Raw genomic sequence first — 14,598 nt, forward strand, 5'->3', positions numbered from 1 at the left:
TCAAAACGTTGCATTATATCCTGACTCGGGCTATTCCTTCAATTCAAATCAGACCGCGTTCTGCAAATGAAAGCGTATCCCCCTCGCCGATGATGAAATGATCAAGTACTTTGATATCGACCAGTGCAAGTGCTTGTTTTAAAGATTGAGTCAGGATTTCGTCGGCCTTGCTAGGCTCAGCGATACCCGACGGATGGTTATGGGCAAAAATCATTGCCGCAGCATTGTGATGCAGCGCGCGCTTGACCACCTCGCGCGGATAAACGCTTGCTTGTGTCAACGTGCCGACAAACAGCTCCTCGGCGGCAATAATCCGGTTTCTCGCATCCAGAAAAATCCCAACAAAGACTTCGCGCTCTTTTCCCACGAGGTTCAAGTATAAATAGTTGCGAACCGATTGAGGCGAATCCATGACATCCCTGCTTTTCATCTCCTCTTTGAGTGCCCGCTGAGCCATTTCCAGGACGGCCTGCAGCTGTGTATACTTAGCCAAGCCCATACCGGGTAATTGACAAAAAGCGTGCTGATCAGCAAGAAATAATGCCGTTAAACTGCCAAAATGCTTCAACGATTCTCGCGCAAGATCAACCGCACTTTTGCCGGCAATGCCTGTACGCAAAAATATTGCCAATAATTCAGCATCTGAAAGACTTTTAGCGCCTTGTTTTAGGAGCTTCTCGCGCGGACGTTCCAATTCAGGCCAATCGGGTATAGCCATCGTTTAATCAATCATGAAAAAAATAATAAGCAGATTAAACGGCTAATTTTTGCAACAATTCAGTAATTCGTTTATGTTCATTAGTATCTTCATTTTTTGCGCATGCTATCTTCTTCTCGACAGCTGAAACTGCGACATGACAAGTAATCATCCCCTGAATAAGAAACGTTTGTTACTGGGCATTACAGGCGGCATTGCAGCATATAAAGCGGCAGAGCTTGCTCGCTTGCTGATACAGGACAATATTGAAGTTCAAGCGGTAATGACTGAATCTGCTTGCCATTTCATTGGGCCGACCACATTACAAGCATTGACTGGCAAGCCTGTGTATACGCAACTGTGGGATGAAAGCGTCAGCAACAGCATGGCGCATATCGATTTATCACGGGCAACTGATGTGATCCTGGTGGCGCCCGCAAGCGCAGATTTTATAGCCAAAATTGCACATGGGTTGGCCGACGATCTGCTCTCAACCTTATGCCTTGCTCGTAATTGTCCTTTGATAGTCGCCCCCGCCATGAATAGGCAAATGCTGGAAAACCCTGCCACACAACGCAATCTAGCCACCCTGCAGCAAGATGACGTGACGATTCTTGGCCCGGCTCATGGCACGCAAGCTTGCGGCGAAACTGGGCCTGGACGTATGCTGGAAGCGGATGAATTGTTTAAAGCCATACAGCATTTCTTCCAGCCTGGACGGTTACAGGATCAGCGCGTTCTGATCACGGCGGGCCCCACTTTTGAGGCAATCGATGCGGTACGCGGCATCACCAATTTAAGTTCCGGAAAAATGGGATTCGCCATCGCTAAAGCAGCAAGTGAGGCAGGCGCTGAAGTAACATTGATCTCGGGGCCGGTTTGCTTAGCGCCTCCCCCGGTTAAAAAGCTAATCAGGATCACAAGCGCAACTGAAATGCTGGCCGCAGTAGAAAATGAAAGCAAACATTGCGATATTTTTATCAGTGTAGCCGCCGTAGCAGATTATCGCCCTGCCATCAGCCACACTCAAAAGCTCAAAAAGTCCGATGATCATTGGACGCTGGCACTCGTTCCTAATCCGGATATCCTGCAATACGTGGCCAATTTGCCTAATCCCCCTTTTTGCGTGGGTTTTGCTGCCGAAACGAACGATATCGATAAGCACGCAACGGCCAAACGCCGCAAGAAGAATCTTCCTTTACTCGTTGCCAATCTCGCTCAAGAAGCGATTGGTGCAGATGAGAATACGTTGATACTGTTCGATGATCATGGTAAACATACGCTCCCCAGAGCACCGAAAATTACGCAAGCGCGCCGTTTAATCGAGCACATTGCTTCACTGTATCAAGCCTATAGAACATAAATTGATAAAGTCCATGATCAAAATCGATATCAAAATACTCGACTCGCGTTTAAAAAATCAATTACCCGCCTATGCCACCCCCGGATCAGCAGGCCTCGATCTGCGTGCCTGCACGGAACACCCTATACAAGTCCAGCCCGGCGAAACCCAATTAATTCCAACGGGGATCGCGATTCACTTGAACGACCCCGGATTAGCTGCCATGGTATTGCCCCGTTCTGGCTTGGGACACAAACATGGCATTGTCTTAGGCAATCTGGTAGGGCTGATCGACTCGGATTATCAAGGGCAAATACTGGTTTCCTGCTGGAATCGTGGACAAGCGAACTTCCTACTCAATCCGCTAGAACGGATTGCGCAATTGGTGATTGTTCCAGTCGTACAAGCCCAATTCAATATCGTGGAAGATTTCGCTCCAAGCGATCGCGGGGAAGGTGGTTTCGGAAGTACAGGCCAATGCTGAGGTCGCTATCGATCGTGATCTTCGTCTTGCTACTGCCAGCCCAGGCATGCGCGGATACCCCAGCACCCCCCCCCGTCATAACGCTAAGAATTCTCGATCATACGCTTACCGCAGAAATCGCCCATACCCCAGCTGCTCGTGAAAAAGGTTTAATGCATCGCTCAGCACTCGAGCAGAACAGGGGCATGCTGTTCATATTCCCCACAGTGGATATTTACGGCATGTGGATGCTCAATACAGGGATCCCGCTCAGTGTGGCTTTTCTGGATGAACAAGGCATCATTCTCAATATCGCCAATATGGCACCCTTTTCGACTCTTCCCCACTATTCAGCCAAACCAGCAAAATATGCGCTTGAAATGAATCTTGGCTGGTTTGCAGAGAAAGGAATCACAGTGGGTCACCAGGCACATGGACTGGATCAGGCCCCGGTAGCTGAATAAGATTGCGCCTGGCGGCTGCCGCATGCGCCCTCCACTTGGCTGTACTGAAGCGCCAAAAAAGACAGATGCCCATGCCTATTGACAGCCATCAGGCTGATGGGCATCCACGGCAGTCTCACGCTGATAAAACCCGCTCTAACGCATTTGTGGCAGCATCCCTTTTACAGCGCGCATCATCTTGGCCAATCCGCCTCCTTTATTCACCATCTTCATCATCTTACGCGCTTGCTCGAATTGCGCGAGCAGACGATTCACTTCCTGGACAGAAACACCTGAACCTGCAGCAATCCGGCGCTTACGTGACGCTTTGATAATTTCCGGTTTGGTACGCTCCTGTTGCGTCATTGCGTTGATTATGCCCTCGGTACGGCTGATGACTTTGTCGTCCACCTTCATATTCTGGGCAGCTTGCGTCAACTGGTGGGGAAGCTTTTCCAGCATCGCGCTCATCCCACCCATTTTTTTCATTTGCTGAAATTGCATTTTGAAATCATCAAGGTCAAAACCCTTGCCTGATTTCATTTTTTTCATGAGTTGCTCGGCTTCTTTTTGATCAGCGCTGCGCTGTGCTTCTTCGATCAGTCCCAGCACATCCCCCATGCCCAAGATTCGAGAAGCCATACGATCGGGATAAAAGGGCTCAAGACCTGTCAATTTCTCAGCAACCCCCGCAAACTTGATCGGCTTGCCTGTCACATGCCTGACTGATAAAGCGGCCCCGCCGCGTGCATCGCCATCGAGTTTGGTCAGAATGACGCCTGTCAGGGGCAGGGCATCGGCAAAGGCTTTCGCAGTATTTACAGCGTCTTGTCCCTGCATCGCATCGACCACGAAAAGTGTTTCGATCGGTTTAAGCAAGGATTCGAGTTCGCTGATTTCTTTCATCATGACTTCATCAATACCCAAACGGCCAGCAGTATCGACAATCATGACGTCATGATGATGCTTGCGGGAATAATCTAATGCGGCAGCACTGATTTCCGCTGGCCGCTGGCCGGCTTGTACTGGGAAAAAATCAGCGCCTACTTGACCCGCCAGTAGTTTTAATTGTTCGATAGCGGCAGGACGGTAAATATCACAAGAAACCAGCAGCACCTTTTTTTTCTTGTTGTCTATAAGCCATTTCGCCAACTTTCCGCTGCTTGTCGTCTTTCCTGCACCTTGCAAGCCGGCCATAAGAATAATGGCGGGAGGCGCTGTGCTGAGGTTGATCTCCGCTCTCTCGCCACCCATAATGGCAATGAGTTCTTCATGCACAACGCCAACCAACGCTTGGCCAGGAGAAAGGCTATTCATCACCTCCCGACCAATTGCCTTTTGTTTGACGCGCTCGATAAATTCCTTGATGACAGGCAAGGCAACATCCGCTTCGAGCAGCGCCATGCGTACCTCACGCAATGCCTCTTGCATGTTGCTTTCAGTCAATCTTGCTTCCCCACGGAGGGTTTTAATGACACCTGAAAGTCGTTGAGTCAGATTATCAAACATTCTTATTCCTCAAAAATTTAAGACCAATCTCGTTTAGCAGCTTTAAATTATAATTTCCTGAATTCTATTAATAGCACTTTGAATTTACACAAGCGCAATGTAGACTGAACAAATCAGCTTATTGGACCTGTTACATTAATGCTCAGCATTCTAGTTTATATTCTCGCTTTTTTACTTTATGTATTAGTTGGATGGCATTTTTGGCGCACACGCTGGAAAAACCAGCCCATCTCTCACATGAGTGGCATGAACGCAACGATGATTGCCAAATGGGAACATCTTGCCATGCTTGCGCCCCTTATCCTCCATAGCTACATACTTTACCAATCGATATTCATCGATGCGGGACTCAGTTTTGGTGTAGGCAACGCCATTTCGTCCATCGTATGGCTTACCGCACTGATTTACTGGTTCTCTGGCTTTTTCTCACAATTGAAAGAGTTACAGAATTTAATTGCACCCATTGCTATTGTAGCAGCCATTGCCGTGTTACTGCCTTTAATGCTGCCCTCGCTGCGCCCTCTCGAAAATACCGAATTACCCGCATTCAAGGCACACTTACTCGTTGCCTTGCTTGCCTATAGCTTATTGACAATCGCCGCGTTACATGCAATTTTGATGACGATTGTAGAATATCGGCTGCATCATCCCACTCTGTCACCCGTGCTCATGAATCTGCCCCCGCTTCTTGTCATGGAGAAAATCCTGTTTCGCATTATTTGGTCAGGCTTTATGTTGCTGACCTTGACGCTCCTGAGCGGCATCATTTTCTCACAAGAGCTTTTTGGGCAGTCAGTCACCTTCTCACATAAGACACTGTTTGGTTTTATATCCTGGGGCGTATTCGCGGCATTGCTCATTGGCAGACAGTTTTACGGCTGGAGAGGACGCACTGCGATTCGATGGACATTAACCGGTTTCACCATTTTATTACTTGCCTACATCGGAAGTAAATTTGTACTTGAAATAATATTGGATCGTTAATATAAATTCGATTCGATCATGCTAAATTAGCCGATAAAAACCCCTTAATTCTAAGTTTGGATCTTTTCAAACCTTCGTAACATACTCGGTACTTTTAGCAATGAAAGATGATGCGCTATGCCCCCTCTCCCGGGGTCGGTTATTTTAGGAACTAAACCACGCGCAATCGATCATCATATCTAGTAAAACAAACTTAAATCAGAACTTAGATAAGATGTGTAGTTTCCACCCATTTCAGAGTAAAAAAAACACTATGCTCCGCTGGCTGGCCATACTGGCAGTTGGCCTCAGTATGGCTGGATGCGCACATCTGAAACAGCAATCAGAATCACAAGAACAACCTGAGACAATAGCTTTAATCCCCGATGAACCGACAACCAACATACCCATCCCTGAAAAATTGCCGTGTGTTAAGCAGCATCAAGCAGAAATTTCACATCTAAGAAAACTGTTAGCTGAAAAAGATAAGCTGATCCAGATGTATGAGACGCGCCAACAAGATTTGACGCAAGTTTTAAGTGAAACTGCCACCGAAGTGAGTCGAACCCAAACAAAACTTCATCGACTGGCGACGCAACCGGGCGCCGCATCGAAAATAGCCGAGGTAGAAGTCGCGCTTGCAAGTTTAAAACAAGGCGAATCTGCTGAATCGGATCGGCAATTAATCAAGGAAGCGCAACGCTTATTGAGTATGGCAACAGCCGCTTTTGAGCGCAATAATTACGCCAACGCAATGAATCATGCCGCGCAATCACAAGCACTCATCGAGATGATTGCAAACCCCAACCGTAAGTTACCCGATTCGCAGCAAGCGGTAGTCAGTCTGCGCAGCCTGGTGCTGCTCCGCACCACAGATGATAGCCAACTGTATAGGGAGCCTAGCGATAAAGCTGCCGTGCTTAGTATGCTCAATAAGCATACAGCATTATCGGCCAACGCTTATCAAGGTAACTGGCTACGCGTACAAACAAACGATGGGCAATTGGGCTGGATTCCGAACAAGCAGATAGAAGTACGCACCGAACCTCAAAACTTACGTCATTGAACAGGCTTCAAGCTTGTTTACCGAAACCGGCTTTGACCAGAACGAAAGCGGTCGATCTGCACGCCCTTACTATCGATCAATTCGATTTGTAACGGCATTTTACCCAGCGCATGGGTTGCACAAGAAAGACAAGGATCATAGGCACGTATGGCTACTTCGAGATGGTTAAGCAGCGCCTCGGTAATTTCCTGTCCTTCAAGGTAGTCATTTGCAACGGTCCGAACAGATTCGTTCATTGCCTGATTATTGCTTGTCGTCGAAACAATAAGGTTTGCCTGGGTAACCAACCCTTCCTCATTCACCCGATAGTGATGAAAAAGCGTGCCGCGTGGCGCTTCAATCACGCCGATTCCCTCTTCTTTTTTCTGCCCCTTGGAAACGATCAAATCAGTCCCAATGACGTCCGCGTCCAGCAGTAATGCATGTATCGATTCAGCGCAATGCAGCAACTCGATCATCCGAGCCCAATGATACGCAAGTGTGTCGTGCACAAAATCCCCTTGGGCGTAATCCCTGAAGCGTTTGCGTGCCGCTTCAGCAAGCGGTGTAGCAATCGCGTCACAGCTATTGATTCTCGCCAATGGCCCCACACGGTACCAACCCTCGACTGAGCCAAGCTCAGTCAGAAACGGAAATTTCAGATAACTCCAGGAACGCACTTCTTCATGAATGATTTGATGGTAGTGTCGATAGTCGAACTGATCAAAAATCTTACTGCCTGCCGCTAAGCTCGCCCGTAGCCCCCCATGATAGAATTCGAGCTCACCCCTTGAGCCAACCATGCTCAGGAAAGGGGTATAAAGCGTAGCAAAATCGCGATGTGTTGGATTAGCGACATGGATCTCTTCATTGAGCGCGACCGCGTCCTGACTCCAAGCCAGGATTGCGTCGATATCGGCAAGCAAGCTATCGCGTTCATTGAGGGTGAGCGGTTTATTCATTCCACCCGGCACCGTTGCCGCACCATGAACACGTTTGCCTGTAATAGCCTGAATAATTTGCTGACCAAATTTACGTAGTTTGACGCCCTTCAATCCGATTTCAGGATACTTTTCCAGTATACCAACGATATTCCGTTGCGAGGGGTCGCCACCAAAACCAAACAGCAGATCAGGGGATGACAGATGAAAAAAATGCAGTGCGTGTGACTGAAGAATTTGACCAAAATGCAGCAGGCGGCGCAACTTGGTGGCAGCCGGCGTAAGCTGATCGACCCCCACCAATTGATCGACCGCTTTGGCTGCCGCCAATTGATGACTGATTGGGCAAATGCCACATAAACGCTGAACGATAAAAGGAACTTCCCAATAGGGCCGACCTTGGATAAATTTCTCGAAGCCACGGAATTCAACGATATGAAAACGCGCCTCCTGGATATGATTATCCTGATCGAGCAACAAAGTGATCTTGCCATGCCCTTCCACACGCGTCACAGGATCGATAGCAATCCGCCTACTCTTCCCAGAAAACTGTTTATTATGCTCCGCTGTTGACATTGCAATACTTCGGAAAGTGTTGAACGCTCAGTATTCCACAGATTTGGAAGAATATCTCTATTTTTAGCGTAATAATCGGTTTTTGACTACAAGGCGTTTGGAAGAAATATACTAATGCAATCGGAATATTATATTTTTATGTTTTATATAATCAATTACTTATATTTGTTTCTTGAAAGATTTCATTTCCCTTATTCCGCGATTGGATTTCCAAGAAATTAAGATTGCCCCTCCGCACCCTAAGCAAGATCCCTATCTTTCATTATAAATTGTCTTTAAATTGAGACAAACAAATAACTTTAGAATCAATAAATTACAAATAAACAAAAAAATACAGCTGAATATCAGCGACAAAAACCACTCAACTCTCTAGTCACACATCATCACAACCTGTTGATTATATGAATAGACTATATATTGGCACAAATATTGCTTTATTTAAGACAAATGATCCTGACAGGAATATCTCTGTTTCTTTCTTAAAACAACCAGCAAGGACACAAGACAATTTCGTAATTACGGCAAAATCGTAGACTTACTTTTATTTGAGGCAAATCAATGCAAAATGTGGATCAAACAGCTATTTCAAACGCAGAATCAATAATCAACACGCCACTTTCCACAACTCACCACGCTAACAAACATCATCCTAGCCCGTCCCCAATTAACTCTGAGAGGTTTTTGCTAAAAAGAGATCAATTTTATGCAGCTACTCCAGAAAAAAATGAAAATAACAAAATAATTCCCTCAGAGAAAAAGCAAAATGGGAATAAAAAAACAGACAGCATGCTTTTAGAACGAAATGGCTATAGCATTTATCTGATTAACTCATTTACACAACGAGTTAAAGTAAGCGAACTTATCAAGCGCATGTATGCTTCCCGTGGCTATCTGACCGAAAGCACTGACGCTTTCTCAACAAATTTGCATCAATATACCTTTGAAGCACGTCAAGCACAACGACCGATCGGCACACTGACATTAACCATTGACACAAACAAAGGATTACTTGCCGATACCCTTTACAAAAAAGAACTAGATCATTTTCGACAACAGGGCCACAGACTTTGCGAAGTATCAAAACTTGCCTTTATTCCCAAGAGCAGCTCCAAGGAAATTCTAGCAGCACTATTTCATTTAGCCTATCTGTACGCAAACGATTTGCATAGTACCCAAGATGCATTCATCGAGGTCAACCCCCGTCATGCACTCTTCTATCAACGCATGCTCGGTTTTCGCCAGATAGGTCAGCAACAAATCTGCCCTCGCGTAAACGCTCCGGCTGTATTACTCCATTTAGGTTTAGCATTCATGGGAGCTCAAATCACTACCATGGCAGGGCAACTCCCCAGGCAGAAAGAAAGAAGTATATACCCCCTATTTCTCCCTTTTCATGAGGAACAACGAGTTATTCAACGCATTCAGCCTAGGCAAACAAACATGAACTCACATAGTCTCCCCAAAAGAATCGAACCATATTTATCGCTCGCGCCAGCTTAACTTATGGAGCACCGCAATCGCTGTCACAGCTTAGGTTACGTAGTTCAGTTTCCTTATCATCCGTGACAAGTTGGCGCACCCAATCTACCAAAAAAGTATTTTCTGCACTATGTTCCAGGTAAAAATAGCCGATTGGTGGAATAGGTTTGAACAAATCTGTCAAACCAGTATGATATATCCCCGAGCCTATATAAAAATAGGCATTCTTATTCAAAGAAACCATATCTAGCGTAGCTAGCATTCTGGCATGCCATTCCAACCACGGCCACGTTTCTGTAATACTCCATTCACGTGGATCGACAGATCCACCATCAGTTTGTTGCATAACGTTTAAAAAGTACACCTGGACACTATCCCATGCGGTAGTATATTGAGCGAATCGATTTTTTTTAAAATAACCAGCCATATTCGTTACCAGATCTTGGTAAAACGTCTCAGCACCATATGCTCCTAAATGATCGATACCTGGAATCCAGGTTGCCAGCGTGCTTTCTACCCCCCACGGCCCACCGTCGTCGGATTTAAAAAACAGCTCGATAAATGGCTGCGTAAACACTCCCACACCCGCATCTGTTAATAAAGCAATAACTGTTTTATTTGGATACAAACTATGTAATCTCGAAAAATTGAGAATAGCACCATAAGACCCCGCACTAGACCCAGCCACCAGAACCTTCTCCGCATCTTTCCTGTCAATGTTGATTTTTATCCATTCCCGAACAGCCATGAAATTATCAAATCCACGATGCTGCACTATCACAGGATTACCTTCATTAACGAGTCCCAGTGGATCACTGTACAACGTATCCTTCGAGCCAATATGCACGTCACCGGTGCAATAAGGTATAAATATAATACTCCATTCCCTAAAAGGGTTATCACTATGTGACAAGTCTAGAATGCCGCCAACCTGGCTCGGGTTATTCTCTACTTCAATAGCTGGATTATAAGCAGGGCGATCACCTACCATCAACGAAGTCAGGCAGGTTGAACCATTCCAACAAGCACCCCCCCCATTAAAATAAATAAGGGTTTTATCTTTTTTCTTACCTTTTCTGTAATAGAAATGAAAGGCCTGATTGGACACTCCTGCATCATCCGGCAAATAACTAAAAGCGCAACCCGGCTTGATTTCTCTATGCAGACCATCATCATCGACCACTGTTGACAGAGCATTTGGCACTTCTATTCTCTGCCATCCATCCGCGAAAACACTAGAAACCAGTAAACACAGGACAACAATGACTAATCTCAGTAGTTGGTTGATTTCCATATTTTCCTCCTAGATTTAACGTAAAAAGTAAATATGTAACGATTCACCCAAAAAGATCGGGGTACTAAATGCGCAGCGTAAACATATTGTGCCTACCTATATAATCGATAACATAGCCTTACTCTCCACCCAGCATGAGCTGCACCATCCAACACTATTTGAACAGCATAAGCAGGCTGCGCTCTTTATTAGCCATGGATTGTAGAAAACATTAACTTATGAACCTCTTGCAAAATTATCACGAGCTAGCCGAAAAAAGTTCAGTATCTGCTAATTAAAGCAAAATTTTTTGAGTGATCGTTTTGCTTTTTGTGTTGTTACGAGGCTATGTCATCGTTTCTTTCAAAATTTGGGCATACTTATCCCATCAACCGTTAAGATTGATGGCAAAAAATTAGTCAAAGCACTTTTACGTGACTAAAGTCATCAGCTGGTTTGTGGTCAACTAAACGGCTACGTTTGTTCTCAGCCATAATTTCTTCTTTCAACGCCTGATTCCGGCGCGGATTCACATCAATCAGCGGTACGTGGCCCAGTTGCGGGCCTATCTCACGAATCTGCGGTACATCATAGGCCGAGTCCATCAGGTCATACAGATTAACAGCCCGCTCATGCGTCATGTACGCCAAAGGGATCGCTACCTGGCTATCATGAGTCGACGCCGATGTTAATACTCCACTCATGGGTATGCCGCCGTCTGCTACATCAAGATGTCGCTTGTAACCTATCCAACTCTCTTTATAGCCTTTACTATTCTGTTTAGTACCGACATCACAAGCCGTTGGTAGATCCGCAATCATATCGGACAGTGTCATGCCGCTCACCTGCCTTTCAATACGAGTTTGTTGCTTAACCCGATCTTCACCTTGTTTGGGGCGCCCCCGCCTGGTAGGTGCTGACTCAGTCACAGGTTTTTTGACAGGTTTCTCTCTCGCTTCTATCGCCGTGGAATCACGAGAAAGGTGTCCCACTAATACTTCGGCATAATTCTTCCGGATCAATGCTTCATGCACGCGTTCCGGTAAACGTGATTTGGCAAACTCTGAAAATGCACGTGAAAACGTCCATTCATCTGGAACTTCATGCTTATTCTCCCAACCGCAAAGACGACGTAATGATTTGTCTGTTGCCAACCGCTCCAGTAATGCCCGCGTCGTGGGCAGGTTATAAATCATCTTCGCCACAAATGCTCTTGCAATCGCTGCGCGATCCTGTGCCGGATGTCCTGGATAACCGCGATACGTCATGATGAATTCTTCTATACGAACTCATTCCAACGCAGTCACCAGTTCCTGTTGCTTCGCCGTTAGTGGACCTAATTCTTCAGATAACCAGGGAAATAACGAACTTTGTATACTCAACCAAGTTTATGATAAAGTTTCTCGTAGCCTTTTCATTTGTTGACGATTTTCGAGTCTTTGACAATTCAACTTTATCACTTATGGATAGGCTACTCCCTCTTTTTTTGGCCATCCGGACTATTAATTCAGCTTAATTCTTGAATTTTGCAAGTCCCTCACATGGTTAAACCTTTAATAGTCCCTGACAAAGCCTGGGATTACCTCGTTTATTTATAGAGATCAAAATGATGAAAAGAATGCAAATATTTGAGTTTACAGACTTGCCATGGTGGCCAGAAGTTTTAAGAAGTTTGCTTACTGATTTTTTAGAACTATTGATGAAAGTAACGCAGCCTTTTTCGCCAAAGATATCATTATTGACGGAAGTAATGAAGGAAACCAAACAAACTCGATTTGTTGATTTATGCTCTGGTAGTGGCGGCCCATGGTTAAGCTTAATAAAAGATCTCCAAAAGATTTCTGGAGAGAATATTTCAATTCTGCTTACCGACAAATACCCCAATAGTGAAAGAGCAAAAAAATTAAATCCTATTTCTGGCTTAAATTACTTCCCTTACTCTGTTGATGCTCTTGCTGTACCGAGTGATCTAAAAGGTATTCGAACTTTATTTAACGGGTTTCATCATTTTCCGCCAGATTATGCATTTGACATAATTAATGATGCGGTAAAAAATGATCAGCCAATCGTAGTTTTTGAAATTCTTCAGCGGACATGGTTTGATTTTTTTTATTTTATGCTAACACCCATAAATTTATTACTACTAACCCCATGGGTTCAGCCCAGATCGATCACAAGACTAATATTGACTTACTTGATTCCTATCGCCCCAATAGTAGTATCATGGGACAGCTTAGTTTCGATATTACGCTGTTATACCCCAGAGGAGCTCATGAATATGGCCCACCAAACAAATGCTAAACACTATATCTGGAAAACAGGAAAATACCGCCATAAAGGGTTGCCTGTAACTTTTTTAGTAGGATATCCAGCCAAAGAAAAATAGATAGGCTCAAGGCTATCAAGCTTAATGCACACAAATTTCAACAAAAGGAATTGTCGAAAAATTTTACATTCACAAAAATATAATGAATAGCCAAAAACTAGAAGCTCACAATATTTACGGTATTATCATTAATAATCAATATATTATAACTTAACAAATACCTAATACACATTTCGGCACGTATCTTGCTTATTTATTAATGGGGTAAAAATATTGCCTTTTATGTTGTAAAAAAACATCTTTTATGGAGAGAATCATGAAAAAATCTAACATGCTTGCATCACTGCTTGCAGCTATGGGTATAGCTATAGTTACGCCCGCATCAGCTGTAGTTATAGGTGGCATTAATTTTGGTGCATTAGGCGGCGATCCATCCAGAATCCACCTGGAAACAGCAACGCTTGCACAGCAAATTGTTACTGGAGATGGTCAAAGTTCACTTGCCTATGGCGTCATTAGTACTGTAAACGGATCTTCTAATTATTGCGGTGCTGCAGGCGATAGCTCTTGCTCCCTTTACTATGTTGCAAATTTTACTGGCTCCCAGAATTTTTCTAGTGGCTATGTGGAGTTTACGGGGGCCACGGTAGATCTTTATTACAGTAACCAACCTCAAGTAAATTTATTGACGTTTGATAACTCCCCCAATAATATCGATTTTATAGATGACTTAACTCCATGGGTAAGCTTCACAGGACATGCCGGCCTTGGAGACCCTGCAAGTGCCAATGCAGTGTTGAATGCTTTTGGTACATTCGCTGGAGCAAGCCTTTCTTTTCTTGGTAGCGGCTTGCTAGATGTAGTTGGAGGATCAGGATTGCCAGGTGTTGCTGACTTTTTAAATGCTAATACCATTGCAGATTCACTCGGTGGCTTTGCCGATGTTGCGATCACCTCATCAGCTAACAACTTAATATTAAATCCGAATGACATTTCAGCCGGACTTACCGGTAGCTGCGGAAGCGCCACACCACAAAGTGGCGATTGGTGCTTCCAAGGAACCGCTAACATACGGGGCAACACAGAAATTCCAGAGCCATCCATAATCGCCCTGCTCGGTATTGGTCTAATTGGCTTGACTTTTGCAAGCCGCAGACAAAGATTTTATCAATAATCAAGTAATGAGAAACGAAACGCTCACAGCTTCAATATGAGCGTTTCGTATAAAGTGTTTAAGTTGTACCTGTTTCAATGATTACATTCACACAGCCCCGTAGTCGGTGATAAAAAACAGCGCAAAGATTCAATTTTAGCCTACACAAGAGAGCAATTTGCTATAAGATCAAAAATTCCTGATTTGAGCAATCTCAAAAATTTTTGCCTCGTCAGAAAAATTCGTGGGTAGTTTTAGGCACAGGTAGTTCGCCAAGGGTATGATACAGAGCAATTTCAGTAGCATGAAAGGTTCGAAAGCCATAGGCTTTTCTCGTAATCAGTTTTGCTTTGGTATTGAAACCCTCGACAATTCCGCTGGAAAACTG

Annotated in this window: 14 protein-coding genes; 8 read left to right on the forward strand and 6 right to left on the reverse strand. The window is 44.7% G+C overall.

What is annotated here, in order from left to right; translation table 11 throughout:
* Positions 1-43: 43 nt before the first annotated feature.
* A complete protein-coding gene (radC, locus tag C8R30_RS12095; protein ID WP_090671256.1) occupies positions 44-718 on the reverse strand; it encodes a RadC family protein in 675 nt (224 codons plus the stop codon).
* A 136-nt stretch (positions 719-854) separates the two neighbouring features.
* Here radC and coaBC point away from each other — a divergent pair, with 136 nt between their 5' ends.
* Genes coaBC through C8R30_RS12110 form a run of 3 tightly spaced genes read left to right on the forward strand, consistent with a single transcriptional unit; the run spans position 855 to position 2,966 of the window.
* Positions 855-2,060, forward strand: a complete 1,206-nt coding sequence (coaBC, locus tag C8R30_RS12100) for a bifunctional phosphopantothenoylcysteine decarboxylase/phosphopantothenate--cysteine ligase CoaBC (protein WP_107790214.1) — start codon at positions 855-857, stop codon at positions 2,058-2,060.
* A gap of 13 nt (positions 2,061-2,073) precedes the next feature.
* Complete coding sequence (gene dut, locus C8R30_RS12105) at positions 2,074-2,523, forward strand: dUTP diphosphatase (protein ID WP_090671252.1); 450 nt, start codon at positions 2,074-2,076, stop codon at positions 2,521-2,523.
* Positions 2,517-2,966 (forward strand): DUF192 domain-containing protein, encoded by a 450-nt coding sequence (locus C8R30_RS12110; protein ID WP_107790215.1) that lies wholly within the window; start codon positions 2,517-2,519, stop codon positions 2,964-2,966. Before dut ends, C8R30_RS12110 begins: the two co-directional genes overlap by 7 nt.
* Positions 2,967-3,101: 135 nt before the next feature.
* Here C8R30_RS12110 and ffh read toward each other — a convergent pair whose 3' ends face one another.
* Positions 3,102-4,454, reverse strand: coding sequence for a signal recognition particle protein (ffh, locus tag C8R30_RS12115; protein WP_107790216.1), 1,353 nt, complete (start codon positions 4,452-4,454; stop codon positions 3,102-3,104).
* A gap of 246 nt (positions 4,455-4,700) precedes the next feature.
* Here ffh and C8R30_RS12120 point away from each other — a divergent pair, with 246 nt between their 5' ends.
* Positions 4,701-5,438: a cytochrome C assembly family protein gene (locus C8R30_RS12120; protein WP_338065857.1), complete on the forward strand. Its 738-nt coding sequence runs from the start codon at positions 4,701-4,703 to the stop codon at positions 5,436-5,438.
* 253 nt (positions 5,439-5,691) lie between these two features.
* Positions 5,692-6,483, forward strand: coding sequence for an SH3 domain-containing protein (locus C8R30_RS12125; RefSeq protein WP_181258742.1), 792 nt, complete (start codon positions 5,692-5,694; stop codon positions 6,481-6,483).
* A 17-nt stretch (positions 6,484-6,500) separates the two neighbouring features.
* Here the strand turns inward: C8R30_RS12125 and C8R30_RS12130 are convergent, their stop codons facing one another.
* Entirely contained in the window at positions 6,501-7,979 is a 1,479-nt protein-coding gene (locus C8R30_RS12130) for a Ni/Fe hydrogenase subunit alpha (RefSeq protein WP_107783512.1), read from the reverse strand.
* A gap of 558 nt (positions 7,980-8,537) precedes the next feature.
* On the opposite strand from C8R30_RS12130, the gene C8R30_RS12135 reads away from it, so the two are divergent.
* On the forward strand, positions 8,538-9,479 hold the full coding sequence (locus C8R30_RS12135; protein WP_107790218.1) for an N-acyl amino acid synthase FeeM domain-containing protein: 942 nt from the start codon (positions 8,538-8,540) through the stop codon (positions 9,477-9,479).
* 1 nt (position 9,480) lies between these two features.
* Here the strand turns inward: C8R30_RS12135 and C8R30_RS12140 are convergent, their stop codons facing one another.
* Positions 9,481-10,752: a pectin acetylesterase-family hydrolase gene (locus C8R30_RS12140; RefSeq protein ID WP_107790219.1), complete on the reverse strand. Its 1,272-nt coding sequence runs from the start codon at positions 10,750-10,752 to the stop codon at positions 9,481-9,483.
* Between the two features lie 398 nt (positions 10,753-11,150).
* Positions 11,151-11,999, reverse strand: a complete 849-nt coding sequence (locus C8R30_RS12145; RefSeq protein ID WP_107790220.1) for a transposase — start codon at positions 11,997-11,999, stop codon at positions 11,151-11,153.
* Between the two features lie 338 nt (positions 12,000-12,337).
* On the opposite strand from C8R30_RS12145, the gene C8R30_RS12150 reads away from it, so the two are divergent.
* Together C8R30_RS12150 and C8R30_RS12155 are read left to right on the forward strand one after the other, a co-directional pair.
* Positions 12,338-13,117: a hypothetical protein gene (locus C8R30_RS12150; protein WP_107790221.1), complete on the forward strand. Its 780-nt coding sequence runs from the start codon at positions 12,338-12,340 to the stop codon at positions 13,115-13,117.
* Between the two features lie 256 nt (positions 13,118-13,373).
* Positions 13,374-14,231 (forward strand): PEP-CTERM sorting domain-containing protein, encoded by an 858-nt coding sequence (locus tag C8R30_RS12155; protein ID WP_181258743.1) that lies wholly within the window; start codon positions 13,374-13,376, stop codon positions 14,229-14,231.
* Positions 14,232-14,442: 211 nt separating this feature from the next.
* Here the strand turns inward: C8R30_RS12155 and C8R30_RS12160 are convergent.
* The coding region (locus C8R30_RS12160) for a transposase (protein WP_143068222.1) at positions 14,443-14,598 on the reverse strand (156 nt) is incomplete at its 5' end.

The sequence above is a fragment of the Nitrosomonas nitrosa genome (assembly GCF_003051105.1).
GTDB classification, from domain to species: domain Bacteria; phylum Pseudomonadota; class Gammaproteobacteria; order Burkholderiales; family Nitrosomonadaceae; genus Nitrosomonas; species Nitrosomonas nitrosa.

Coding starts and splice junctions, on each gene's coding strand:
- radC (WP_090671256.1), bottom strand. CDS start 718: ATGGCTATACCCGATTGGCCTGAATTGGAACGTCCGCGCGAGAAGCTC.
- coaBC (WP_107790214.1), top strand. CDS start 855: ATGACAAGTAATCATCCCCTGAATAAGAAACGTTTGTTACTGGGCATT.
- dut (WP_090671252.1), top strand. CDS start 2,074: ATGATCAAAATCGATATCAAAATACTCGACTCGCGTTTAAAAAATCAA.
- C8R30_RS12110 (WP_107790215.1), top strand. CDS start 2,517: ATGCTGAGGTCGCTATCGATCGTGATCTTCGTCTTGCTACTGCCAGCC.
- ffh (WP_107790216.1), bottom strand. CDS start 4,454: ATGTTTGATAATCTGACTCAACGACTTTCAGGTGTCATTAAAACCCTC.
- C8R30_RS12120 (WP_338065857.1), top strand. CDS start 4,701: ATGAACGCAACGATGATTGCCAAATGGGAACATCTTGCCATGCTTGCG.
- C8R30_RS12125 (WP_181258742.1), top strand. CDS start 5,692: ATGCTCCGCTGGCTGGCCATACTGGCAGTTGGCCTCAGTATGGCTGGA.
- C8R30_RS12130 (WP_107783512.1), bottom strand. CDS start 7,979: ATGTCAACAGCGGAGCATAATAAACAGTTTTCTGGGAAGAGTAGGCGG.
- C8R30_RS12135 (WP_107790218.1), top strand. CDS start 8,538: ATGCAAAATGTGGATCAAACAGCTATTTCAAACGCAGAATCAATAATC.
- C8R30_RS12140 (WP_107790219.1), bottom strand. CDS start 10,752: ATGGAAATCAACCAACTACTGAGATTAGTCATTGTTGTCCTGTGTTTA.
- C8R30_RS12145 (WP_107790220.1), bottom strand. CDS start 11,999: ATGACGTATCGCGGTTATCCAGGACATCCGGCACAGGATCGCGCAGCG.
- C8R30_RS12150 (WP_107790221.1), top strand. CDS start 12,338: ATGATGAAAAGAATGCAAATATTTGAGTTTACAGACTTGCCATGGTGG.
- C8R30_RS12155 (WP_181258743.1), top strand. CDS start 13,374: ATGAAAAAATCTAACATGCTTGCATCACTGCTTGCAGCTATGGGTATA.